This is a genomic window from Limnohabitans sp. (genome assembly GCF_031539175.1).
GTDB lineage: Bacteria > Pseudomonadota > Gammaproteobacteria > Burkholderiales > Burkholderiaceae_C > Limnohabitans.
This window is the reverse complement of sequence record NZ_JAVKLQ010000067.1, coordinates 32,916-54,807: the sequence shown is the minus strand read 5'-3', so window position 1 is coordinate 54,807 and position 21,892 is coordinate 32,916. Positions and strand designations below refer to the sequence as shown.

Below are 21,892 nucleotides of genomic sequence, written 5' to 3'. Positions count from 1 at the left end.
TAAAGAGTACTTAAGATTTACTTCAATTCATTGCTTGTTATTTGTTGTGTTTTTGTGATTTTTGTTGCTTTTAAGCGACGTTTGAAACGGGTGCTTGGCGATAAGGCTCTTCAAACGGCAAAAAATCATGTTCGGCCAGTGCGGCTGATACCCATGCCACCACGCTGGGCAAGGCCAAGACCTGCGATACATAGGCTTGTACGTCGTCGGGCAGCGGCAAGGCATAGGTGGTGAGGCGCAGGCAAACGGGGGCGAAATAGGCGTCAGCAATGCAGAAGTCCCCAAACAGCAGGGGGCCGCCGCTGCGTAGGAGTTGGTGTCGCCACAGGCCGATCAAGCGCTGCACGTCGTCGCGCAAGTTGGCGTGGTCACCCCACAAGCGTGCGCCGACATCAGGCAAGGTTGCTTCAATGTTCATCGGGCACAGCGAACGCAAGGCGCCAAAGCCCGCATGCATTTCGGCACACAGGCTGCGTGCACGGGAACGGTCTGCCGTGTCGGCGGGCCAGAGCTGACATTCGGGGTAACGCTCTGCAAGGTATTCACAAATCGCCAAGGTGTCCCAAATGGCGGTGTCGGGCCCCAGCGTGCTGTCGATCAACACAGGCACTTTGCCTACGGGGTTGAGGGCCAGCACCGACTGCTTGAATTGCGACTGGCTGTCGAAACTGTCAAACCGCACCCGCTGCTCCGTGAAGGCCAAATTGGCTTGCTTGAGCACCAGCCACGCCCGCATGGACCACGAGGAGTAGTTCTTGTTGCCAATGACCAGCGTGAGTGACATGAGGGGGTTCCGATGTGTGGTTCTGAGACTTTCGGTGTGAAGTATAAATAGTTAATTTGAGTGCGAGTTTCTGTCAGGGCCGCACTGTTGCAGGGGGAAAGATGCTCAGCAGAGGATGGGGTGAGCGCAGCCCCAGTGCGTCCAATCCGGCCACATGTCCGCTGGCCACGTTGTCGACCCTCATCGATGCCAAGTTGTCGCGGCTCATCAAGGTGGGGCCGGGGGCGAGCTCCATCAACACGGCTTGCAGCCAACCGATGGCGTGGGGCAAGGGCAGCACGGGCCGTTCGTGGCCGATGTGTCGGCCCGCGATGTGGACCAGTTCCGCCAAGGTGAACACGTCGGGCCCACAGGCTTCGTAGGTTTGCCCAGCGGTGGTGGGGTCTTGCAAGCAGGTGACGATGGCTTGCGCCACGTCTTGCACCCACACAGGTTGAAAACGTGTGCCAGCCCCCGCCAACGGCATGACCGGAAAGACGGCTTGTAGCTTGGTAAATAGGTTGATGAAGGCATCATCCGCACCAAAAATGACACTGGGGCGCAGCAGCGTCAACGCAAGGTCAGAGGTTTGCACGGCCTGTTGCAACACTTGTTCGCCGTGGGCTTTGCTGCGCTGGTACAGCGACGGACCTTGCGGGTCGGCCCCCAAAGCACTGACGTGGACCAAGCGGGTCACGCCTTCGGCTTTGCAGACTTTGGCCAAGGTGCGCGGCAGCAGCACATGCACGCGGTCAAATGCGGCCTCGTCACCATGCAGGATGGCCACCAAATTGACCACCGCATCGTGACCACGCACCAAGGCTTGTAACTGCTTGGCATCGTGCACATCGGCTTGAATCACCTCGACACCGGGCAGCATTTGCACGCTGCGCGCAGGCAAGCGGCGGGTGGGCACGGTGATGCGGTGGTGCAGGCGACACAGCGCCTCGCACACATGGTGGCCCACGAAGCCGGAGCCACCGAGGACAAGAATTTTTTGGGGTGCAGCGGTGTTCATCCCCACAATGTAAGTTGAGTTGAGCTCTTGTGCCCCGCCAAGGGGCTCTTCGCGCTAGATAATTGAGACATGAACCAACTCGACGCCCTCAAACAATTCACCACCGTCGTGGCCGACACTGGCGACTTCAAGCAACTCGCACAGTTCCAACCCCAAGACGCCACCACCAACCCTTCCTTGATTTTGAAGGCGGTGCAAAAGCCCGAATACCTGCCCTTGCTCAAAGACACCGTGGCTGCCTACGGCAACGAGTCCATGGACGCGCAGATCGACCGCTTGCTCGTGCGCTTTGGCTGCGAAATCTTGGCCACCATTCCTGGCCGCGTCTCGACCGAAGTGGATGCCCGCTTGAGCTTTGACACCGCGGCCACCGTGGCTCGCGCCAAACGCATCATGGCCTTGTATGAGGCGCAGGGCGTGAAGCGTGAGCGCGTGCTCATCAAAATTGCCGCCACATGGGAAGGCATTCAAGCCGCTGCTGAGCTGGAGCGTGAAGGCATTCGCACCAACCTCACTTTGTTGTTCTCGTTCGCCCAAGCGGTGGCGTGTGGCGATGCCAAGGTGCAGCTCATTTCCCCTTTCGTCGGCCGCATTTACGACTGGTACAAAAAGTCGGCTGGCGCGGCTTGGGTCGAGGCGGACAACGCCCAAGCCAACGACCCCGGCGTGAAGTCGGTGCGTGCCATTTACAACCACTACAAGCGCCACGGCATCGCCACCGAGGTGATGGGTGCGAGCTTTAGAAACGTTGGCCAAATCACCGCGTTGGCGGGCTGTGATTTGTTGACCATTGCGCCGGAGTTGCTGGCGCAGTTGGGGGCATCGAACGAGCCTTTGGCACAAGCCTTGAGCGCATCGGCCGCCCTGCAGCTGGATTTGCCTGAGGTGCACCACACCGAGGCGTCTTTCCGCTTCGCCATGAATGAGGACGCCATGGCGACCGAGAAGTTGGCCGAAGGCATCCGCGCATTCTGTGTGGATGCGGTGAAGCTGGAAGCGTTGATGCAGTAAGCGCTTTAACGCGCACGCCAACAAAGCGTTGGCGAAAAAATCCCCGCAAGGCGTGCGCCCTGCGGGGATTTTTTTGTTTGGCAAGAGCACCGAAGTGCTCAGGCAAAGCCGCGGGGCAATTACATGCCCATGCCGCCCATACCACCCATGCCGCCCATGTCAGGCATACCGCCAGCGCCAGACTCTTCTTTCGGAGCTTCTGACACCATGCACTCGGTCGTCAACATCAAAGAGGCGACAGACGCTGCGTTTTGCAAAGCAGTGCGTGTCACTTTCGTTGGGTCCAAGATGCCCATTTCGATCATGTCGCCGTAGGTGTCATTGGCAGCGTTGAAGCCGTAGTTGCCGGTACCGGCCAACACAGCGTTCACCACGACGGATGGCTCGCCACCGGCGTTGTAAACGATTTCGCGCAAGGGGGCTTCGATGGCTTTCAACACCAGTTTGATACCGGCGTCTTGGTCAGCGTTGTCACCTTTGATGGCACCAGCCGTTTGACGAGCACGCAGCAATGCCACGCCGCCGCCAGCCACGATGCCTTCTTCCACCGCAGCGCGCGTGGCGTGCAGGGCGTCTTCCACGCGGGCTTTCTTCTCTTTCATTTCGACTTCGGTGGCAGCGCCAACCTTGATCACAGCAACACCGCCAGCCAACTTGGCCACGCGCTCTTGCAGTTTTTCGCGGTCGTAGTCAGACGTGGCTTCTTCGATTTGCACGCGCACTTGTTTGACGCGGGCTTCGATGTCAGCAGCGGCACCAGCGCCGTCGATGATGATGGTGTTTTCTTTGCCCACTTCGATGCGCTTGGCTTGGCCGAGGTCAGCCAAAGTCACTTTTTCGAGTGTCAAGCCCACTTCTTCAGCGATCACTTTGCCGCCAGTCAAGATAGCGATGTCTTCCAACATGGCTTTGCGACGATCGCCAAAGCCTGGAGCCTTGACAGCCACAACCTTCAAGATGCCACGGATGGTGTTCACCACCAAAGTAGCCAAGGCTTCGCCTTCAACTTCTTCAGCAATGATCAACAAAGGACGGCCAGCTTTTGCGACGGCTTCCAAGGTAGGCAACAAATCGCGGATGTTGCTGATCTTCTTGTCAAACAACAACACGAAGGGGTTGTCCAGCAAAGCAGCTTGCTTCTCAGGGTTGTTGATGAAGTAAGGCGACAGGTAGCCGCGGTCGAACTGCATGCCTTCCACAACGTCGAGTTCGTTGTTCAAAGACTTGCCGTCTTCCACGGTGATCACGCCTTCTTTGCCCACTTTGTCCATGGCTTTAGCGATGATGTCGCCGATGCTGTGGTCGCTGTTGGCAGAAATCGAACCGACTTGGGCGATTTCTTTGGTGGTTGTTGTGGCCTTGGTGGCTTTCTTCAACTCTTCGATCAACGCTGCAACCGCTTTGTCGATGCCGCGCTTCAAGTCCATGGGGTTCATGCCAGCGGCCACGTACTTCATGCCTTCGCGCACGATGGCTTGAGCCAACACAGTCGCGGTGGTGGTGCCGTCACCGGCGTTGTCAGACGTCTTGGAAGCAACTTCCTTGACCATCTGCGCGCCCATGTTTTGCAACTTGTCTTTGAGTTCGATTTCTTTGGCCACAGACACGCCGTCTTTGGTCACGGTAGGGGCGCCGAAAGAACGCTCCAACACCACGTTACGACCCTTGGGGCCCAAAGTCACTTTGACCGCGTTGGCCAAAATGTTCACGCCTTCAACCATGCGTGCGCGGGCTTCGCCGCCGAAAATTACGTCTTTTGCTGCCATTTTGATATTTCCTAAATCGGTTTAAATTTAATCAGTTGAGGACAGAGCGACTGGGCGCTGCGCGCGTCAGTCGGTCTGTCCCGCAAATCACTCGACTACAGCGAACAGGTCTTCTTCTTTCATGACCAACAGTTCGTCGCCAGCCACCTTGACGGTTTGGCCGCTGTATTTACCGAACAACACGCGATCGCCGACTTTGACGGTCAACGCTTTGGTCTCGCCTTTGTCGTTGGTTTTGCCTGGGCCGACGGCCAAAACTTCACCTTGATCAGGCTTTTCAGCAGCTGAATCAGGAATGACGATGCCAGAGGCAGTCTTTGTTTCGCTTTCGATACGTTTAACGATCACGCGGTCGCCGAGAGGACGAAGTTTCATTGCATCTCCAAATAGGAACTAAGGGTTTGAAAGCAAAGCGCCCACAGACTGTGGACGCCAATGAACCACTGGCTGGGTGTTAGCACTCCATGCCATTGAGTGCTAATTTTAGGGCAAGTCTGGGGATTTCAAGGGCTGGCTTTGTGGGATTCTTAGGTAAAAAAAAAGCACCGCGGTTGCGGTGCTTTCTATTTCGTCTGTGGTCTACCTCAGTCGTTGCGACCGCTGGCCCATTGCAAATCAGCCACCACGCGGTGATCGCTCATGGCTTTGGCCCACATGCGGTCTTCACGGTCGGCTTTGGCCCAAGTGCGCACTCTTTGGATGGCGTATTTGGCAACGCCCCACATCGACATCAGCAAGGCGGTCCACAACACGACCCAAGCGCCCATTTCTTGGCCTTGCTCGGCGTTCTCAACGATGTCGTAAATCGAGGCGACCAGGCTCAGGGCGCCAAACAGAACCAACACCACCGCATAGGTGCTTTCTTGTTGCAGGCGTTGAACCAACGATTGGCCCGCCTCAATGGCGCGTTCTGCGCGGGCCACGCCGGGGTGTGAGGTCTTGTAAGTGATGTTGACGAATGAGGTCATGGGGAATCCTTAAATTGCAGTGTCAGACTGAAGTAAGGAGAGTATAGGGTTTATACCTATAAGCCGCAAGACCCAAGGTTACTTTTTAGGCCCTTGACGCTTCACGGCAGTTCTAGGTTTTCCAAAATGGCGTTCACATCGCGCGGCCCTACGCGTCCCAGCCTGGCTTTGAGGGACTGTGGCTCGCCGGTGATGAGTGCGGCGTAGTTGGTGGTGTTCGAGAGCACTTTTTTCACGTAGTCGCGGGTTTCGTTAAAGGGCACGTTTTCAGCCCAGATCGCGGCTTCGAGTACGGGGCCTGAGCCTTCATTGGGCGCACGCCAGCGACGTGAACGGCTGGGGCCTGCGTTGTAGGCGGCGGCAGCCAAGGGCATGGAGCCCTCAAAGCTGTCGAGCACCAGCTTCAAATAGCCGGTGCCAATCGCGATGTTGGTGTCGCGGTCGGTGATTTGGTCGGCGGTGAAACCCGTCATGCCAATTTTCTTGGCCGTCCATTTGGCGGTGGCCGGCATGACCTGCATCAAGCCCGAGGCGCCGACGCCTGAACGGGCATCGGTGACAAAGCGGCTTTCTTGGCGAATCAGGCCATACACATAGGCGGGATCGAGGTTGATTTGGCGTGCACGCGCAATGACGGCGTCTTTGTGCGGCATTGGAAAGCGCTGCTCAAAGTCCATCACTTGGCGGGTGCGTTCGCTGGTGTTGATGCAACGGTCCCACACTTGGTGGTCGCAGGCGAGCTGTGCGGCGGCTAGCAAATCGCGGTCGCTCATGGGGCCGGCTTGGCCTTGGGCGTTGACGAGGTTGGTGGCGTAGTTCCATTCACGCACGCCCTCAGGGCGCAGGCCCATGGCGATGGCGTACAGGGCGCGTTGCAACGAGGGGTTGCGACGGGCGGTTTCGTATTCTTCAGGTGTGGGCGGCAGGGGGCGCGCAGGCACGGTCACTTTGCGTCCCAACTCTTCGAGCGCGAGTTGTTCATAAAAACCACGCACGCCCGCGATGCTCTCCAGCATGGCGGTGGCCTCTTGTTGAATTTGTGGCGTCACTTTTTTGCGCGCCAACAAGGCGCGTGCGTACCAGTACACCCATGTTGGGTCGCGTTTGACTTCGGCATTCATGGCTTGGATGGCTGATTCAACTTCCGTCCAATTGGGCGTGTTGCCCGCACGCAAGGCGGCGCGGGCTTTCCAAGCCAGCATGTCGTCGTTGAGGTCTTTGTCGCGGGCGACACGAGAGAAGTGTTTCAGCGCATCGTCTTCGAGTTTCATGGCCGATTGACGGCCAATCACGCCCCACACCCAATGGCGTTCTTCGGCGGTGAGGTAGGGCTGCCACTTGGTCCGCAGCAGTTTGTCGGCGTCATCGGGGTCGGTGGCGGCCACTTTGACCAAGGCCATCACCACCAGCTCTTGACGCACTTTTTGCGGCGCGGCAATGTGGCGTTTCAAAAACTGGGTGGCGTTGTTGTGAATGTCGGCCACCGCGTTGACGGCATCGGGCGCCACGATTTGCACGGCGTTGCGTGCAGAGCGAGGGCGGCTTTGCTCCATCATCAAACGGGCTTTGCGCCAAATGTCCAGTGCGTTGAACTGTTTGGCGTCATACAAGCGGTCGGCGGCGAAGGTGCAGCCGTCATCGGCTTCGCGCATGCCCATCCAACTGCGTCGCACTTCGTCGGCCATGCCGGGGTTGGCTTGCGGGCCTTTTTGTATCAGCTCGACGGCCAAGATGTAGCAGCGCAATTCGCGGTCGTCGCGCATGCGGTAATGCGGATGCTCGTTGACCAGCGTGCTCCAGTCGCGGCGACTGCCCAGCAGCAGCAGCCAGTCGTTGCGCAGGCGGTCTTCTTGGTAGGAGCTGGGGTAGGTGGCGAAGAAGCTGCGTATCTCGGCTGTGCTGGCCTCGTCTAGGCGGGCTTTGAGTTCCCAATACGCGGCCCACACTTCAAGGGGGTGGCCTTTGGCTTGCGGCAGCAACGCGGTCAAGCGTTTTTTGTCGCCGCGTTTGAAGGCTTGTGCCATCTCGTTGATGACGGCGTCCGTTTGCGGGTTGGTGATGACGGTGGCGGCTTGAGCCGTGGTGACCGAGGGAAGCAAGGGGCTGCAAGCCACAAAAGCGCTTGCAAACAGTGACACAATGACAGAGAACTTCATGCACTGATTATCTGTGGACAAAAAAACTTTGCGCCAGCAGCTCATAGAAGAGCGTTTGAACATGCCCGATCGTCTGGCACGGGCCGACATGTTGCAGCGCGTGATGCGCATTTGGCTGTTTGACCGCCCCGACACAGTGATTGGCGCCTATTGGCCCATCAAAGGCGAGTTCGACCCACTGCCCGCCTTGCACCGCTGGAAAGAAGACGGCGAGCTGTCTGACCAACCCCAGCGTCGACGCATTGGTTTGCCTGTGGTCGACAAAGCACACAAAACGCTGACCTTTCACGCGTGGTACCCCGGATGCCCCATGGAAGAAGACGCCTACGGCATTCCCAAACCCAAAGACACCGAAGTGATCGTGCCGACCTTGCTCTTTGTGCCTTGCGTCGGCTACGGCGCAGGTGGGTTCCGCTTGGGCTATGGCGGCGGTTTTTATGACCGCACCTTGGCCACCTTGCAACCCAAGCCGTTCACGGCCGGTTTAGGCTTCACCCACGGCTTCTTGCCTGACCTGATGCCCGAGCCGCACGACATGCCGCTGGATGCGCTGTTGAACGACAACGGCGTCGTTTGGCCCATGCGTTGAACACATGGCCCGCCCCAAATCTGCCACCCACGACCTCAAGCGCGACGAAATCTTAGACATCGCCGCCCAGTGCTTTGCCGACGGCAGCTACCCCGCCACCAGCATGAACACCATCGCGGCGGCGGGCGGCACCTCCAAAGCGCGGCTGTACCACTACTACGACAGCAAAGAGGCCATCTTGTTTGACCTGCTGGACCGCTACACCCAGCGCCTGCTGGCGCTCATTGGCGAGTCGCAAGCCGTGGCAGAACGTGGCAATTTAGACGACCGTGCGTCGCTGCACGAGTTGATCCGTCGTTTCTTGCAAGAGTACGAAAACTCGGCCACCCGCCATGTGGCGCTGGTGAGTGACACGCAGTTCCTCGGGCCCGAGCAACGCGCATTGATCGTGGGCCGGCAGCGCGATGTGGTGGCCGCCTTCACGCGGTTCTTAAAACGAGCCTACCCCGAGCGCCTGACCGCCGCCAATCAAACTGCGGTCACGATGATGCTGTTTGGCATGATCAACTGGACCTTCACGTGGCTGCGACCGGATGGGCCGATGAGCTACACCGCCTTTGCGGATGAGGTGATTGCCATGTTGGAGCGCGGGTTGGTTTGAGTTCTTTATTGGGGTTATTTGGTGCGCGGTAGATGTATTTCGCTGCGACAGGGTGAGTGGACGGGGCGCTTGGCGGTTCCTTCGCTGCGCTCTTAACGTCACCGCCAAGCGCCCCGCCCACTCACCCTGCCTACGGTTGGTTGGAGACTCGCACGCACGCCCAATCTGCAAGGGATGAGGCACAGGCCCCACGGCGACGTTAAGAGCGAAGCGAAGGAGTCGTGGGGCCTGTGCCTCGTCCCTTGTGCCCCCAAGAAGTGTCTTAAAAGCAAGATAGAAATAATTCACCATTCCATAACCAATTTCGTTTAGTTAAACTCCTCACAAGAAACAAACCCCAACAAGGAGACACAAAACATGTCCACCGCCCCCACCAAAGCCTTTGCCAGCCAAGCCGACTTGACCGAGAAAAAAATCAAGTTTGAGCAACTCAGCCCCCATTGCTGGGCTTACACCGCCGAGGGCGACCCCAACTCTGGCGTCATCATTGGCGACAAATTCATCATGGTCAGCGATGCCACCGCCACGCCTGCACTCGCACGTGACTTGATCGCCAAAATCCGCACCGTCAGCGACAAGCCGATCAAATATGTGTTGCTCACCCACTACCACGCCGTGCGCGTGTTGGGGGCCAGCGCTTACGCTGCTGAGGGCGCGACTGAGATCATTGCCAGCCGCGGCACGTATGAGCTCATCGTCGAACGCGGTGCGCAAGACATGCAAAGCGAGATCGAGCGCTTCCCCCGTTTGTTCCAAGGTGTGGAGAGCATCCCGGGTTTGACATGGCCCACCATGGTCATTGGTGACGGCAAGCCCGGTCGCCAAGGCTCGTTGACCATCGACTTGGGTGGCGTGAAGGTTGAGATTTGGCACCCCGGGTCAGGCCACACCCGTGGCGACACCATCGCTTGGGTGGAAGAAGAAAAAGTGCTGTTCAGTGGCGACTTGGTGGAGTACGAAGCGGGCGTGTACACCGGTGACGCCCAGCTCGAAGAGTGGCCCGCCACGCTGGACGCCTTGAAAGCGCTCAACGCCGAAGCCATCGTGCCTGGACGCGGCGAAGCCATGAAGGGCAATGCCGATGTGAACAAGGCCTTGGACTACACCCAGCGCTGGGTCGAAACCTTGTTCCGTTGTGGCAAAGAGGCCGCAGCACAAGGCATGGATTTGAAAGCATCCATGGCACACACCCGCAAGAGCATGGACCCCATTTTTGGCCATGTGTTCATTTACGAGCACTGTTTGCCCTTCGACGTGAGTCGCGCTTACGACGAAGCGCAAGGCATCAAAAATCCACGCATTTGGACTGCGCAGCGCGACAAAGAAATGTGGGCGGCTTTGCAGGCGTAACGCCTAGGCCTTCGAGCGTCACCTATCGCGTGCTGGCATGTCCAGCACGTTTTACTTTTGGCCCATCAAAATCCGAAAGTCGTTTTCATAGCCCTGCAAACTCTCCACCATGCGCTTGCGTTGTGCGGGTGTGGTGCTGTTGTGCAGCTTGGCAAACCCTTCGCAGTTTTCTTGCCACAGCGCGCGGTTGTAGGCGCGGTAGCGTTCATTGGGTGAATTGAAACTGCGCTCGATCAAGCCATGCAGCAAGGCCTGCGCTTGCGGGGTGGCGCTCCCTTCTTGGGCCATGCGCTGCAGGGTTTGAATCGTGTCGGCTTGGCGGCGTTCGCGTTCGGCGTAGCTCATGACAGGGTCGAACACCGACTCGCTCAACCAGCGGCGCAGCACCTCGCGTTGCGGGGTGTCGAGGCGGCCGTAAAAATCTTCCAAGCGGTTCAGGGCTTGTTTGTTGCGGTAGTGCAGGCGGTCTTCGGCATCGGGATCTAGCCAGTCTTTGCGCCAGTCTTTGTCGGTTTTGTCAAAGCGCTTGCGCACGCTGCGCAGTTGGTCGGGTTTGAGTTGTACGGCCAAGCGTGTGCTGGCGGGTTCTACAAAACGCAGCACCGTGGCGAAGCTCATTTTCATGTCTTCGGTGACCGCGCACACTTGCGCGGGGGTGATGTCGTTCGTTGCCATGGCGCGCATCTTTTGTAGCAGGGCGATGTACTCAGGCAGTTGTTGCTGACGGTGCCAGCGCTGAACCTCGGTCAGCGTGTCGCGGGTGAGTTGCTTTTGGCCATCTTGTAGGTCGGCGTAGGCGTCGATCCACCAATACAGCAAGTCATCGCTTTGGTTGTAGACCAGCTTGATGGTGCTGCAACTACTTAACGTGACCAGCATCAGCAAGGTCAGCCAAACGCTGGCTTGGCGGATAATTCTTCGCAATAAAAGGATGAATAGCATGACAGCGTTAGATGTGGTGATCATGGCGGCCGGTAAAGGCACCCGTATGAAGAGCAGTATGCCTAAGGTTTTGCACCGCTTGGCCGGCAAGGCTTTGGTGCAGCATGTGATCGACACTGCGCGCAGCTTGAAGGCGCGCCACACCATCGTCATCACCGGTCATGGGGCGGAGCAAGTGGAGCCCGCTTTGCTGTCTGCCAATCCCCATGACAAGCTGCAATTCGCCCGCCAAATGCCTCAGCTCGGCACGGGGCACGCCGTGCAGCAAACGGTGCCCTTGTTGGCCGACGATGCGGTGGTGGTCGTGCTCTCGGGCGATGTACCTTTGACGCAAGCTGACACCTTGCAAGCACTGATTAATTTGTGCGATGGCAAGCAGCTCGCTTTGCTGACCATTGCGTTTGACGACCCCACTGGGTACGGCCGCATTGTGCGCAACCCCAGCGGCCAAGTGCACGCGATCGTCGAGCACAAAGACGCCAACGACGCGCAACGCGCCATCCACGAGGTGTACAGCGGCATCATGGCTGTGCCTGCCAAGTTGCTCAAGCCATGGCTGGCGCGCTTGGACAACAACAACGCGCAGCAAGAGTTTTATTTGACCGACGTGGTCAAGTTCGCCGAGGCCGATGGTGTGCCCGTGGTGGCTCACAAAATCAACGACGTGGCGCAAGTTGCGGGCGTCAACAGCCCCACGCAATTGGCCGAGTTGGAGCGCACATTTCAGCTGCGCCAAGCGCAGGCCTTCATGGCCGACGGCGTGCGCATCATCGACCCCGCGCGCTTTGATGTGCGCGGCCAGTTGACCTGTGCGCAAGACGTGGAGATTGATGTGAACTGCATCTTCCAAGGCAACGTGTCACTCGGCCAAGGCGTGAAGATTGGCGCGAACTGCGTGATTGCCAACTGCACCATCGAAGCGGGTGCGGTGATTCACCCCTTCACCCACATCGACGGCGAAAAGCTCGGCGTGACGGTGGGCGAGGGCGCACTCATTGGCCCTTTCGCCCGCTTGCGCCCTGGCGCACAACTGGCAGCCGAGGTGCACATTGGCAACTTTGTGGAAGTCAAAAACTCAACGATGGCCAAAGGCTCAAAAGCCAACCACTTGGCCTACTTGGGCGACGCCACCGTGGGCGAGCGTGTCAACTACGGCGCAGGCAGCATCACCGCCAACTACGACGGCGCCAACAAACACCGCACCGTGATTGAGGCCGATGTGCACATCGGCAGCAATTGCGTGCTGGTCGCCCCCGTCACCATTGGCGCAGGCGGCACGGTGGGCGGTGGTTCAACCATCACCAAGAGCACCGAGCCTGGCGCTTTGAGCGTGGCGCGTGGCAAACAGGTCAGCATTGCCAACTACAAGCGACCTGAGAAAAAGCCGAAAGCTTGACGCTAAAAAGGCAGCCTAGGCTGCCTTTTTTGTTTGGTGCGTAATGGCTGAGTTTCTAGCCTTGCCTTGAAGGCTTGCTAACTTATGACGAGCGCAACACTGGCCACGTGCTGGTGAACTTCCCCCGCTTGGTGGCAAAAAACGCTTTCACGTTGCGCACATTCGCATCTTGCGTGAGCAGACGTTGCGTGATGGCCAGGTAGTGCGGCATGTCGGCGGCTTGCACCACCAACACAAAGTCAGGCCCTGGCGACACGCGCCAACACTGCTGCACGGCATCGTCGGCGCAGGCGCGTTGCTCGAAGGCGTCTAGGTGTTCGGCACCTTGCGCGTCGAGTGTGACTTCTACCAACGCCGTCAAGCCGTGGCCGAGCGCTGCGCCCAATTTGTCGGCACTCAGCACCGCAATTTGTCGCTCAATCCAGCCTTCGTCCGTCAGGCGCTTGACGCGGCGCAGGCAAGTGGGCGGCGAAATTTTGAGGCGTTCAGCCAAGGCCACGTTGCTGAGCGTGGCGTCGTGCTGCAAGGCGTCAAGCAGTTTCAAATCGGTCTCGTCTAGATATTCTTGTTTCATTGTTTAGTTTATTTTGAAATTAAATTTCAAAAAGTAGTTTTCATTGAATTTTCGTTCAAAAAAGTTAAAAAAGAAACAAGAAATTTCAAGTTGATCGACCTACGATCTTGCCATTCCTCAATTTGGAGAGCTTCTTATGTGTGGCATCGTCGGCGCAGTTTCTACCCGCAACATCGTTCCTATCCTCGTGCAAGGTCTACAGCGCTTGGAGTACCGCGGCTATGATTCCTGCGGCGTGGCGGTGCATGCGGCCAGCCTTGGCGCCACGCAAGGTGGTTTGCAGCGGGCGCGCAGTACGGCACGTGTGTCTGAATTGATGGACCAAGTCAAAGCCGACCACATCGAAGGCGGCACCGGCATTGCACACACACGTTGGGCCACACACGGCGCACCTGCGGTGCACAACGCACACCCACACTTCAGCCACGGCACGGGGGCTGGCGCGGGTGTTTACACAGGCGGCTCGCCAGCCAAAGTCGGGCGGGTGGCGCTGGTGCACAACGGCATCATCGAAAACCACGACGAACTGCGTGCCGCGCTGCAGGCCAAGGGCTACGAGTTTTTGAGCCAAACCGATACCGAGGTCATTGCCCACTTGGTGGACAGCCTTTACAACGGCGATTTGTTTGAAGCTGTCAAAGCCGCCATCGTTCAACTGCACGGCGCGTATGCCATTGCCGTGTTCCACAAAGACGAGCCGCACCGCGTCATTGGCGCACGCGCAGGCTCACCGCTCATCTTGGGCGTTGGCAAAGAGCACAGCGAAACCTTCCTCGCTAGCGATGCCATGGCTTTGGCCGGTGTGACCGACCAAATCGTGTACCTCGAAGAGGGCGATGTGGTGGACATTCAAATCGGCAAATACTGGGTGCAAGACCGCCACCACAAAGCCGTCACACGCGACGTCAAAACCGTGCAAGCGCACAGCGGCGCAGCAGAGTTGGGGCCGTATCGCCACTACATGCAAAAAGAAATCTTCGAGCAGCCACGCGCCATTGCCGACACGCTCGAAGGTATCGAGGGCATCACGCCCGAGTTGTTTGGTGACGGTGCGTACAGCGTGTTCAAAGCCGTGGACAACGTGCTCATCCTCGCCTGCGGCACCAGCTACTACAGCGGCTGCGTGGCCAAGTATTGGATTGAGGCCATCGCCAAAGTGCCTTGCCAAGTCGAGATTGCCAGTGAGTACCGCTACCGCGAATCCGTGCCCAACCCCAACAGCTTGGTGGTCACCATCAGCCAGTCCGGCGAAACCGCCGACACCTTGGCCGCACTGCGCCATGCGCAAAGCTTGGGCATGGACAAAACGCTCACCATTTGCAACGTGTCCACCAGCGCCATGGTGCGTGAGTGCAAATTGGCCTACGTCACCCGTGCTGGCGCAGAGATTGGCGTGGCATCCACCAAAGCCTTCACCACACAGCTGGCCGGTTTGTTCTTGCTCACCTTGGCTTTGGCGCAAACCAAAGGCCGTTTGAGCGACGAAGAAGAAGCCAAGCACATCAAAGACATGCGCCACTTGCCCGCCGCTTTGCAAGCCGTGCTGGCGCTAGAGCCTCAGCTCATCGCCTGGTCGCAAGACTTTGCCAGCAAAGAAAACGCGTTGTTCTTGGGGCGTGGCACGCATTACCCCATCGCGCTCGAAGGCGCGTTGAAGCTCAAAGAAATCACCTACATCCACGCCGAGGCGTATGCAGCCGGTGAGCTCAAGCATGGCCCCTTGGCACTGGTCACCAGCGCCATGCCCGTGGTGACGGTCGCGCCTAACGATGCGTTGTTGGAAAAACTCAAGAGCAATATGCAAGAAGTGCGCGCCCGTGGCGGCGTGCTGTATGTGCTGGCCGATGGCGACACCAAGATTGAAAGCAGCGAAGGCTTGAACGTGATTCGCATGCCTGAACACTACGGCGTGCTCTCACCCATCTTGCATGTGGTGCCGTTGCAGTTGCTGTCGTATCACACGGCATGTGCGCGTGGCACGGATGTGGACAAGCCACGCAACTTGGCCAAGTCGGTCACAGTGGAGTAATCAGCGGCAACGTTCACTCAATCAACAGATGGTCAATCCATCGCACACCCGGCGCTGCATCTACGCGCAGGTCGGGTGTGTAGGGCGCGATGTTGGGGTTGTCTGATGGCGCGCTGATGTGGTTCAGGTCAATCGCTTGTGGCTTGCCAACCAAACGTTGACCCACCACCTCAAATTGGTAATAGCTGCCGTTCCAGAGTTTTGCACCGAAGTCACGCGGCTGCTTGAATAGAAACAACAGACTGTGCTCTAGCCAAACCAAGTTGCCTGCCGTGATGGTTTGTGGGTTGCGATAGGGGTAGGGCACGTGGCAAGTGACTTCACTCGCGCCGTCCAAACATTTGAATTCTTTCATCGATAAAAAGTGGTCCACCAGCAGTGGGCTCTCTATTTTGAGTTTGAACTGTGTGACATCTGCCGTTGTTCGCGTGAATTCCACATGCCCCATCGCGAGTCGTGTGCCGTCGCGGGTGACTGCAAACACTTGCTTCGTGCCTTCTAATTCAAAGCCTGCCGCCCAGCTTGGGGATGTCAAGCCACCCAAGATGGCTGCGAGTTGGCAGATGCGTTGAACAATGGCTTGGATACGACTGAGCATGCACGACTCCTTAGGAGATTCGATTTTCAAGGGCTTAGTCAAGTCAAAGTCAGGGTGATTACCCCGAAGAACCTAGTATGCTTTTTGGCATGTTGAAAAAGCCAGCCGCACCTTCACGCTCAGTTCTCTCAGATCGCATCGAGGTTTATCAATCGAGCGTGCACGGCCAAGGCGTGTTCGCTTTGTGCCCCATGGCGGCTGGCGAAACTGTCATTGAGTATGTGGGCGAAATCATTTCCATGGCCGAGGCGCTGCGCCGTCATCCGCATGACCCCAGCAACCCCGAGCACACCTTCTACTTTCACATCGATGATGCGCGCGTGATTGATGGCTTGTACGGCGGCAATGCGTCGCGCTGGATCAACCACTCGTGCCGCCCTAACTGTGAACCTGTTGAAATCAAAGGTCGTGTGTTCATCAAAACGCGTCGTCAGGTGTGGCGTGGTGAAGAGTTGACCTTCAACTACGGCCTGATCAGTGACGAACCGCTGACGGATACGCTCAAAGCCAAATACGCCTGTCGCTGTGGCGCGAAGAAGTGCAAGGGCACAATGCTGGCTTGAATCAAATTGAAAAGACCAAGTACATGACAGACGCCATCGCGCAATGGGACCAGGCCTGCAAAGCATTGGACGAAGAATTCCAGTTGCATGCCAATGAGTTGCCCACCATTGAAACTGCCAAAGCTTTGTTTTTGGCACGCGTGGGTCGCCGCGAGATCACGCAAGAAGCGGCCAATGCCCTCATGTTTGGTTTGTATTTTTCCGGCTATCTCAGCATGATGTTGGCTTTCAAAATGGAGTCGCCCGACTACGAGGTTCCCGACTATCTGCACAACCATCCCGTGCTTGAGGCGTCGAACCGTTGGGCACAGCGTGCGACCGATGGCCATTTGTTGGCGCAATTGGCGCAACCTATCATTCGCGACACACAAGACTTGTTGGACGCGCTGAACTAGCGCTTATTTATCTGATCATGCCCCGTATTCAATTCGAACTCCCCGATCATTTCATTTTTGCCACTGACATTCAGATCTACATCAGTCATGTCAACCAAGGCGGTCATTTGGACAATGCGCAGTTGCTGACTTTGGTGTCCGAGGCCCGTGTGCGTTTTTTCAAGTCGCTGGGCTACACCGAAGGCAATGTGGCAGGCCATCCCATCGTGGTGGGTGACATCGTGGCGCAATACAAGTCCGAGGGGTTTCACGGCGAGACGATGCGCGTCAGTATGGTTCCGCAAGACTACAACGCCTACGGTTTTGACTTGGTGTATCGCATGGAGTGCTTGGATACGCATCGCGAAGTCGCGCGTGGAAAAATTGGCATTGTGTTCATTGACCGCAGCACGCGCAAAGTGGCCTTGGTTCCGCACGCGTTCATGGCGCGTGTTCAGGCCTCTTAACGATCGGGCGTGACACGAATCCTGTGCGCTGCCACATCGCCAATGCCTGAGCGGTTTGTTATCGCAAAAAAAAGCACCCTCGTGAGGGTGCTTTTTTCATGCAGATTGCTTTATTGCTGAATCGCTTCAATGGCGATGTCAATGCGAACGTCGTCACCCACGTAAGGGGCGAATTTACCGGCGTTGAATTCAGAGCGCTTGATCACGGTCCAGGCATTGGCGCCCAGCGCGGCTTTCTTCAGCATGGGGTGTGGCATGGCTTGGAAAGAGCTGACAGTCAGCGTCACGGGCTTGGTCACGCCTTTGATGGTCAACTGGCCTTCAACACTGGTGGGCTTGCCGTCTTGGTAGACCACTTTGGTGGACTTGAACGTGGCTTTCGGGAACTTGGCGGTGTCTAAAAAGTCTTCGCCTTGGATGTGACCATTGAAGTCTGTGAACCCGGTATCGACCGAGGTCATGTCGATGACGATATCGACGGCGCCTGTTTTGCCTTCTGCATCAAACACCACGGTGCCCGTGGTTTTGTCAAAGCGGCTCAACTGTGTCGAGTAGCCAAAGTGTGAATACGAAAAACGTGGGTAGGTGTGCGTGCCTTCCACCACATAGGTTTGAGGTGCAGCGATGGCCGAGGTGGCCGCCACAGTTGCAAAAGCCAAAGCGGCAGCGATACGGTTGAGTTTTGTCATGAAAAGACTCCTGGTTAAAAATTATTTGCCCGCGAGTGCGGTGAGTTGAAAGTTGACTTGAATGTCATTGGCCACCACATCGAACTTGGACCACATGCCTTCTCCAATCGAAAAGTCGGCGCGGTGCAAGGTGAATCCACCGGTGAATTGGCCTGCGGCACCTTGTGGGGTGTGTTTCAAAGGAAACGAAATGTCTTTGGTCTGACCTTTGAGAGTGAGCTTGCCCGTCACTTGGTATTGGTTGGGGGCGGTCTGTTTGATTTGGTTGGACACGAAGACGGCTTTAGGAAAAGCCGCTGTGTTGAACCATGCTTTGCCCACGACTTCTTGGTCTGCGTCGGATGAGCCGGTGTCGATGGAGGCCAACTCAATGTCGATCGTGGCTTTGGCTGCTGCGACTTTGGCAGGATCAAAGCTCAACTGGGCCGTAAATTTTTTAAATTTACCGTCCATGGCGACGCCCATTTGTTTGTAGTTGAACGTCAGGCTGCTCTTTTCCGCTTGGATCGATTTGTATTCAAGCGCATGTGCTTGGGTGCTCAATCCTGTGGCTAAGAGCGTGGTGAGCGTGAGGCTGAAAAGTTTATGCATGGTCATTTCCTGGTGAGTTTTTGTGAGGCAACATGCGCGTCAAAATGTCGTCGCGGTCAATGAAGTGGTGTTTCAGCGCCGCACCTACGTGGCCGACGATGAGGGCGATCAAGACCCAGTTCAAGCTGCCGTGAATCCACTCGAGGAGCTTGCCCAGTTCTTTGTCGCGGCTGAGCAGATCGGGCAGCGGCCAAACGCCAAACCAAACGGTTTGCACGCCTTTGGCTGAGCTCATCAACCAGCCCGACAACGGGATGACCAGCATCAAGGCGTACAGCAGAAAGTGTCCGCCGTGGGCGAGCATTTGCAGAGGGCGAGACATGCTGTTGGGATAAGCAGGGGGTGGGGTGATCACGCGCCAAATCAAGCGAATCCACACCAGAAAGAACACACTGACGCCTGCCCATTTGTGCCAAGAGAAGTACTGCAATTTCTCGGGCGACAACGGCATGTCACTCATCACGAAGCCCAGTGCGAGCAAGCCAAAAATGGCAAGCGCCATGGCCCAGTGAAGGGTTTTAGAGAGAGGGTGGTAAGAGGTTTTCATGGGCTTTCTTCAAACAAAGGCATAGCCGTCCATGGCCAGCACGTAATCGCTGATGCCTCGGTAAAACGGCTGAGGTTGAGCGGCAGGACCTGCTGCACCGAGTGCGACAAACAGTGGCAGCAGGTGTTCTTCGGTGGGGTGTGCGCGAACACCATCGGGGGCGTGTTGGCGGTAGTGGAGGAGGGCGTCCACATCGCGATCGATCATGTGCTTTTCCAGCCAATCCGAAAAGGTCTGAACATAAGCGGGCGATTGTCCGTGTTGGCTGGCCACGATGCGGTAGTCGCCTAAGTTATGCGTCAGATTGCCAGAGGCAATCACCAAGAAATCGCGCTCGGCCAAGGTCGCCAGCGCTTGCCCCACCTTGTAGGCGTGTGCAGGGCCCGCATGGCCTTGTACAGACACAGGAATGATGGGCACATCGGCGTTGGGAAACATCTGCAGCAAGGGAACCCAGGCCCCGTGGTCCAGACCACGCGTCGCATCCACGTCGACCTGTGGGAACTGTGCTTTCAACGCGGTGACGACGTCTTGTGCGCCTTCTGGGCAACCCGTTGCTGGGTATTTCAACGCGTACAGGGCATTCGGAAAACCGTAGAAATCGTGGATGGTGTCTAACGAAGTGGCCGTGCCCACGGTGGGGACGCGCGTCTCCCAATGCGGGCTGATCACGATGATGGCGCGTGGGGTTTTCAAACGGCTGGCCACGTCAGTCATGGCTGCGCCCGCTGCGCCTGGGTTCAGAGCAAAGGTGGGAGCGCCATGTGGCACGAAGAGGACGTTACGAAGGTTTTTCATGTTTTAAATTCTTGCGTTGACCTGAATGTAGGTTTTTAAAGCGATGAGAAAAAGTATCTAGTCTGCAAATACTTGTTGCAGAATACGCAACAATGGATAAATTCAACGCAATGCAAGTGTTCGTCAGGGTGGCCGAGGCTGGGAGCTTCACGGCGGTGGCTAACCAAGAAAATGTGGCGCGCTCTGTCATCACGCGGCAGATTGCGGGGCTTGAAACCCAGCTGGGCACCAAGCTCATCACGCGCAGTACCCGCAGCCTCACGCTCACCACGGCAGGTGCGGCTTACCTCGAAAAGTGTCGAGTCATCTTGAACATGGTGGATGCGGCAGAGTCGAGTTTGTCGGAAGAGAAGGCCATTGCCCGAGGGCGTATTCGCCTAGGGCTGCCCCTGAGTTTTGGCTTGCAGCAGTTGATGCCTTTGCTCACAGAGTTCGCCAAGCAGCAACCGCACATTCAGTTGTCCATGGACTTCTCAGATCGGCGCGTCAATCTGATTGAGGAGGGCATTGATGTGTCGATTCGCATCACAGCCAATCTCGATCAAAGTGACATCGTGAGAAGGCTGGGCGCTTGCCGCTTGATGACGGTGGCTTCGCCTGAGTACTTGTCGCAGCACGGTCAAGTAAAGCACCCCCGCGAACTTCAAAACCATGAGTGCTTGGCGTATTCGATCAACATGACGCCCACGTCATGGGACTACCAAGTCGATGGCCAATCGTCGCACTTTCCGATCCGTGGGCGGATCACGGCCAACAACGGGGTGGCGTTGACCAAAGCGGCGGCCGAGGGCTTGGGCATCACACGCCAACCCGACTTCATCACGCAGCCCTTCATCGCGCGTGGCGAGGTGGTTGAGATTTTGAAAAAATTCTCATCGCAGTCTTTGGGTATTTATGCTGTGTTGCCCAGCAACCGTTACATCCCGCACCGTGTGTCGGTGTTGATTGAGTACCTGTCACAGGCCCTGAAATAACAAGCCGCGTGCATGTGTGTGCTGTCATGCAGACAGCGTGAAGCGTTTGATGTAAAAACGACAACTCACATGACTTTTCACACAGGTGATCTATGGAACAGTCGATACATCGCTTTCGCGACTTATTTGCCCAATTGGGCTTGCCGTCTGACCCTAAGAGCATTGCCCATTTTTTAGATGCACAACGTCCTTTGCCAGATGCCATTGATTTACCAGATGCCTCTTTTTGGAATGCCGGACAGTCTGCATTTTTGAAGGAGGCCTTGGCCCAAAATTCAGATTGGGCAGAGCTGGTCGATCAGCTGAGTTTGGCCTTACGCGCACCTGTTGCGCCATGAGCCACGCATTTAAAAAGTTGAGACAGCATCGACGATGAGTTTCACCGAAACGACGAAAAGCCCGAACTGGACAAATTTGTAAAACCAAACATCGGCAATCTTTTTGGTGAGGTACGCGCCCACCACCGTCCCGATCAAGGCAAACGGAATCAGTACTGCGGCACCCATCAAATCCTCATACGCATAAGGGCGCAGTTGTTGGTAGGGCCAAATCTTGGCTGCGTTGATGATGGCAAACAAAATCGTGGCGGTTCCTGCAAATTCTGTTTTGGGCAGCTTTTGCGGCAGCATGTACACCTGAAAAGGTGGGGCCCCCGCATGCGAGATGAAGCTGGTGAACCCAGCCACCGTACCCCAAAACAAACCCTTCTTCACATTTGCGGGGCGTGCCGTTTGCTCGCTCTTGCGCTTGAGCCACGTGTTCACGCAAAAACCAATGCCCATCACGCCAATCAGCAGCTTCACCGCCACATCGGACACCACCGAGGTGGTGAGCCAGCCGATGACGACCCCAGCCACGCCCGCAGGGATGAGTATTCTCAAGTTGATGGCGCTGAAGTTTTTGCGGTACAGCCAGATGCCCACCATGTCCGAAATGACGTAAATGGGCAGCAGCATGACGGCCGCTTTCACGGGTGACATGAAGAGCGAAAGAATCGGAACGGACAGCATGCCAACCGATGGCAGTCCCCCTTTGGACAAGCCGACCAACACGGCCGCAATGCTGGCCCAGATTAAATAGTTTTCCATAGAAGGTCAGGCCAGTGGCCTGACTGAGTTCAGAGCTAAG

The 21,892-nt window shown here is 57.0% G+C and carries 25 protein-coding genes; 11 read left to right on the top strand and 14 right to left on the bottom strand.

Annotation, left to right across the window (positions count from 1 at the left end):
- Window positions 1-70 precede the first annotated feature (70 nt).
- Entirely contained in the window at window positions 71-784 is a 714-nt protein-coding gene (locus tag RMS95_RS12255; RefSeq protein ID WP_310646487.1) for a glutathione S-transferase family protein, read from the bottom strand.
- Window positions 785-857: 73 nt separating this feature from the next.
- Window positions 858-1,781 (bottom strand): complex I NDUFA9 subunit family protein, encoded by a 924-nt coding sequence (locus tag RMS95_RS12250; RefSeq protein WP_310646486.1) that lies wholly within the window; start codon window positions 1,779-1,781, stop codon window positions 858-860.
- Between the two features lie 69 nt (window positions 1,782-1,850).
- On the opposite strand from RMS95_RS12250, the gene tal reads away from it, so the two are divergent.
- On the top strand, window positions 1,851-2,792 hold the full coding sequence (tal, locus tag RMS95_RS12245; protein ID WP_310646485.1) for a transaldolase: 942 nt from the start codon (window positions 1,851-1,853) through the stop codon (window positions 2,790-2,792).
- Between the two features lie 119 nt (window positions 2,793-2,911).
- On the opposite strand, the gene groL is transcribed toward tal, so the two are convergent.
- From groL to RMS95_RS12225, 4 genes are all read right to left on the bottom strand, one after another.
- On the bottom strand, window positions 2,912-4,558 hold the full coding sequence (gene groL, locus RMS95_RS12240; RefSeq protein WP_310646484.1) for a chaperonin GroEL: 1,647 nt from the start codon (window positions 4,556-4,558) through the stop codon (window positions 2,912-2,914).
- Window positions 4,559-4,645: 87 nt separating this feature from the next.
- Window positions 4,646-4,933 (bottom strand): co-chaperone GroES, encoded by a 288-nt coding sequence (gene groES, locus RMS95_RS12235; protein WP_100133709.1) that lies wholly within the window; start codon window positions 4,931-4,933, stop codon window positions 4,646-4,648.
- Window positions 4,934-5,142: 209 nt separating this feature from the next.
- Window positions 5,143-5,526, bottom strand: coding sequence for a hypothetical protein (locus RMS95_RS12230; protein ID WP_310646483.1), 384 nt, complete (start codon window positions 5,524-5,526; stop codon window positions 5,143-5,145).
- Window positions 5,527-5,627: 101 nt separating this feature from the next.
- A complete protein-coding gene (locus RMS95_RS12225) occupies window positions 5,628-7,682 on the bottom strand; it encodes a transglycosylase SLT domain-containing protein (protein ID WP_405023390.1) in 2,055 nt (684 codons plus the stop codon).
- Window positions 7,683-7,695: 13 nt separating this feature from the next.
- On the opposite strand from RMS95_RS12225, the gene RMS95_RS12220 reads away from it, so the two are divergent.
- The 3 genes from RMS95_RS12220 to RMS95_RS12210 all read left to right on the top strand — a co-directional run bounded on the left by RMS95_RS12220 (window position 7,696) and on the right by RMS95_RS12210 (window position 10,222).
- Window positions 7,696-8,271, top strand: coding sequence for a 5-formyltetrahydrofolate cyclo-ligase (locus tag RMS95_RS12220; protein ID WP_310646482.1), 576 nt, complete (start codon window positions 7,696-7,698; stop codon window positions 8,269-8,271).
- Between the two features lie 4 nt (window positions 8,272-8,275).
- The gene (locus tag RMS95_RS12215; RefSeq protein ID WP_310646481.1) at window positions 8,276-8,872 is read left to right on the top strand and encodes a TetR/AcrR family transcriptional regulator; all 597 of its coding nucleotides are present in this window, start codon (window positions 8,276-8,278) and stop codon (window positions 8,870-8,872) included.
- A gap of 357 nt (window positions 8,873-9,229) precedes the next feature.
- Complete coding sequence (locus tag RMS95_RS12210; protein ID WP_310646480.1) at window positions 9,230-10,222, top strand: MBL fold metallo-hydrolase; 993 nt, start codon at window positions 9,230-9,232, stop codon at window positions 10,220-10,222.
- Between the two features lie 51 nt (window positions 10,223-10,273).
- On the opposite strand, the gene RMS95_RS12205 is transcribed toward RMS95_RS12210, so the two are convergent.
- Complete coding sequence (locus RMS95_RS12205) at window positions 10,274-11,164, bottom strand: DUF6279 family lipoprotein (RefSeq protein ID WP_310646479.1); 891 nt, start codon at window positions 11,162-11,164, stop codon at window positions 10,274-10,276.
- On the opposite strand from RMS95_RS12205, the gene glmU reads away from it, so the two are divergent.
- On the top strand, window positions 11,163-12,560 hold the full coding sequence (gene glmU, locus RMS95_RS12200; protein WP_310646478.1) for a bifunctional UDP-N-acetylglucosamine diphosphorylase/glucosamine-1-phosphate N-acetyltransferase GlmU: 1,398 nt from the start codon (window positions 11,163-11,165) through the stop codon (window positions 12,558-12,560). The genes RMS95_RS12205 and glmU overlap by 2 nt on opposite strands.
- Window positions 12,561-12,642: 82 nt before the next feature.
- Here glmU and RMS95_RS12195 read toward each other — a convergent pair whose 3' ends face one another.
- Window positions 12,643-13,134: an Lrp/AsnC family transcriptional regulator gene (locus RMS95_RS12195; protein WP_310646477.1), complete on the bottom strand. Its 492-nt coding sequence runs from the start codon at window positions 13,132-13,134 to the stop codon at window positions 12,643-12,645.
- A gap of 136 nt (window positions 13,135-13,270) precedes the next feature.
- Between RMS95_RS12195 and glmS the strand changes: the two genes are divergently transcribed.
- Window positions 13,271-15,163, top strand: coding sequence for a glutamine--fructose-6-phosphate transaminase (isomerizing) (gene glmS / locus RMS95_RS12190; RefSeq protein WP_310646476.1), 1,893 nt, complete (start codon window positions 13,271-13,273; stop codon window positions 15,161-15,163).
- A 13-nt stretch (window positions 15,164-15,176) separates the two neighbouring features.
- Here glmS and RMS95_RS12185 read toward each other — a convergent pair whose 3' ends face one another.
- On the bottom strand, window positions 15,177-15,761 hold the full coding sequence (locus tag RMS95_RS12185) for a hypothetical protein (RefSeq protein ID WP_310646475.1): 585 nt from the start codon (window positions 15,759-15,761) through the stop codon (window positions 15,177-15,179).
- Window positions 15,762-15,850: 89 nt separating this feature from the next.
- Here RMS95_RS12185 and RMS95_RS12180 point away from each other — a divergent pair, with 89 nt between their 5' ends.
- The 3 genes from RMS95_RS12180 to RMS95_RS12170 are packed head-to-tail and all read left to right on the top strand — an operon-like array spanning window position 15,851 to window position 17,165.
- Window positions 15,851-16,324: an SET domain-containing protein-lysine N-methyltransferase gene (locus RMS95_RS12180; RefSeq protein ID WP_310646474.1), complete on the top strand. Its 474-nt coding sequence runs from the start codon at window positions 15,851-15,853 to the stop codon at window positions 16,322-16,324.
- Window positions 16,325-16,347: 23 nt separating this feature from the next.
- Window positions 16,348-16,719 (top strand): hypothetical protein, encoded by a 372-nt coding sequence (locus RMS95_RS12175; RefSeq protein ID WP_310646473.1) that lies wholly within the window; start codon window positions 16,348-16,350, stop codon window positions 16,717-16,719.
- A gap of 17 nt (window positions 16,720-16,736) precedes the next feature.
- Entirely contained in the window at window positions 16,737-17,165 is a 429-nt protein-coding gene (locus RMS95_RS12170) for a thioesterase family protein (RefSeq protein WP_310646472.1), read from the top strand.
- A gap of 110 nt (window positions 17,166-17,275) precedes the next feature.
- Here the strand turns inward: RMS95_RS12170 and RMS95_RS12165 are convergent, their stop codons facing one another.
- The 4 genes from RMS95_RS12165 to RMS95_RS12150 are packed head-to-tail and all read right to left on the bottom strand — an operon-like array spanning window position 17,276 to window position 19,790.
- Window positions 17,276-17,854, bottom strand: a complete 579-nt coding sequence (locus RMS95_RS12165) for a YceI family protein (RefSeq protein ID WP_310646471.1) — start codon at window positions 17,852-17,854, stop codon at window positions 17,276-17,278.
- A 21-nt stretch (window positions 17,855-17,875) separates the two neighbouring features.
- Window positions 17,876-18,445, bottom strand: coding sequence for a YceI family protein (locus RMS95_RS12160; protein WP_310646470.1), 570 nt, complete (start codon window positions 18,443-18,445; stop codon window positions 17,876-17,878).
- Complete coding sequence (locus tag RMS95_RS12155; protein WP_310646469.1) at window positions 18,438-18,992, bottom strand: cytochrome b; 555 nt, start codon at window positions 18,990-18,992, stop codon at window positions 18,438-18,440. Before RMS95_RS12155 ends, RMS95_RS12160 begins: the two co-directional genes overlap by 8 nt.
- 9 nt (window positions 18,993-19,001) lie before the next feature.
- Window positions 19,002-19,790 (bottom strand): class III extradiol ring-cleavage dioxygenase, encoded by a 789-nt coding sequence (locus RMS95_RS12150; RefSeq protein WP_310646468.1) that lies wholly within the window; start codon window positions 19,788-19,790, stop codon window positions 19,002-19,004.
- Between the two features lie 92 nt (window positions 19,791-19,882).
- Here RMS95_RS12150 and RMS95_RS12145 point away from each other — a divergent pair, with 92 nt between their 5' ends.
- Both RMS95_RS12145 and RMS95_RS12140 read left to right on the top strand, forming a co-directional pair.
- Complete coding sequence (locus tag RMS95_RS12145) at window positions 19,883-20,764, top strand: LysR family transcriptional regulator (protein ID WP_310646467.1); 882 nt, start codon at window positions 19,883-19,885, stop codon at window positions 20,762-20,764.
- A 92-nt stretch (window positions 20,765-20,856) separates the two neighbouring features.
- Window positions 20,857-21,102: a DUF2789 family protein gene (locus RMS95_RS12140; RefSeq protein WP_310646466.1), complete on the top strand. Its 246-nt coding sequence runs from the start codon at window positions 20,857-20,859 to the stop codon at window positions 21,100-21,102.
- Window positions 21,103-21,111: 9 nt separating this feature from the next.
- Here the strand turns inward: RMS95_RS12140 and RMS95_RS12135 are convergent, their stop codons facing one another.
- Complete coding sequence (locus RMS95_RS12135; RefSeq protein WP_310646465.1) at window positions 21,112-21,852, bottom strand: sulfite exporter TauE/SafE family protein; 741 nt, start codon at window positions 21,850-21,852, stop codon at window positions 21,112-21,114.
- Window positions 21,853-21,892 lie beyond the last annotated feature (40 nt).

Coding starts and splice junctions, on each gene's coding strand:
- RMS95_RS12145 (WP_310646467.1), top strand. CDS start 19,883: ATGGATAAATTCAACGCAATGCAAGTGTTCGTCAGGGTGGCCGAGGCT.
- RMS95_RS12255 (WP_310646487.1), bottom strand. CDS start 784: ATGTCACTCACGCTGGTCATTGGCAACAAGAACTACTCCTCGTGGTCC.
- RMS95_RS12180 (WP_310646474.1), top strand. CDS start 15,851: ATGTTGAAAAAGCCAGCCGCACCTTCACGCTCAGTTCTCTCAGATCGC.
- glmS (WP_310646476.1), top strand. CDS start 13,271: ATGTGTGGCATCGTCGGCGCAGTTTCTACCCGCAACATCGTTCCTATC.
- RMS95_RS12250 (WP_310646486.1), bottom strand. CDS start 1,781: ATGAACACCGCTGCACCCCAAAAAATTCTTGTCCTCGGTGGCTCCGGC.
- RMS95_RS12215 (WP_310646481.1), top strand. CDS start 8,276: ATGGCCCGCCCCAAATCTGCCACCCACGACCTCAAGCGCGACGAAATC.
- RMS95_RS12175 (WP_310646473.1), top strand. CDS start 16,348: ATGACAGACGCCATCGCGCAATGGGACCAGGCCTGCAAAGCATTGGAC.
- RMS95_RS12185 (WP_310646475.1), bottom strand. CDS start 15,761: ATGCTCAGTCGTATCCAAGCCATTGTTCAACGCATCTGCCAACTCGCA.
- RMS95_RS12205 (WP_310646479.1), bottom strand. CDS start 11,164: ATGCTATTCATCCTTTTATTGCGAAGAATTATCCGCCAAGCCAGCGTT.
- groL (WP_310646484.1), bottom strand. CDS start 4,558: ATGGCAGCAAAAGACGTAATTTTCGGCGGCGAAGCCCGCGCACGCATG.
- RMS95_RS12155 (WP_310646469.1), bottom strand. CDS start 18,992: ATGAAAACCTCTTACCACCCTCTCTCTAAAACCCTTCACTGGGCCATG.
- RMS95_RS12150 (WP_310646468.1), bottom strand. CDS start 19,790: ATGAAAAACCTTCGTAACGTCCTCTTCGTGCCACATGGCGCTCCCACC.
- glmU (WP_310646478.1), top strand. CDS start 11,163: ATGACAGCGTTAGATGTGGTGATCATGGCGGCCGGTAAAGGCACCCGT.
- groES (WP_100133709.1), bottom strand. CDS start 4,933: ATGAAACTTCGTCCTCTCGGCGACCGCGTGATCGTTAAACGTATCGAA.
- RMS95_RS12230 (WP_310646483.1), bottom strand. CDS start 5,526: ATGACCTCATTCGTCAACATCACTTACAAGACCTCACACCCCGGCGTG.
- RMS95_RS12195 (WP_310646477.1), bottom strand. CDS start 13,134: ATGAAACAAGAATATCTAGACGAGACCGATTTGAAACTGCTTGACGCC.
- RMS95_RS12140 (WP_310646466.1), top strand. CDS start 20,857: ATGGAACAGTCGATACATCGCTTTCGCGACTTATTTGCCCAATTGGGC.
- RMS95_RS12160 (WP_310646470.1), bottom strand. CDS start 18,445: ATGCATAAACTTTTCAGCCTCACGCTCACCACGCTCTTAGCCACAGGA.
- RMS95_RS12225 (WP_405023390.1), bottom strand. CDS start 7,682: ATGAAGTTCTCTGTCATTGTGTCACTGTTTGCAAGCGCTTTTGTGGCT.
- RMS95_RS12210 (WP_310646480.1), top strand. CDS start 9,230: ATGTCCACCGCCCCCACCAAAGCCTTTGCCAGCCAAGCCGACTTGACC.
- RMS95_RS12165 (WP_310646471.1), bottom strand. CDS start 17,854: ATGACAAAACTCAACCGTATCGCTGCCGCTTTGGCTTTTGCAACTGTG.
- tal (WP_310646485.1), top strand. CDS start 1,851: ATGAACCAACTCGACGCCCTCAAACAATTCACCACCGTCGTGGCCGAC.
- RMS95_RS12170 (WP_310646472.1), top strand. CDS start 16,737: ATGCCCCGTATTCAATTCGAACTCCCCGATCATTTCATTTTTGCCACT.
- RMS95_RS12135 (WP_310646465.1), bottom strand. CDS start 21,852: ATGGAAAACTATTTAATCTGGGCCAGCATTGCGGCCGTGTTGGTCGGC.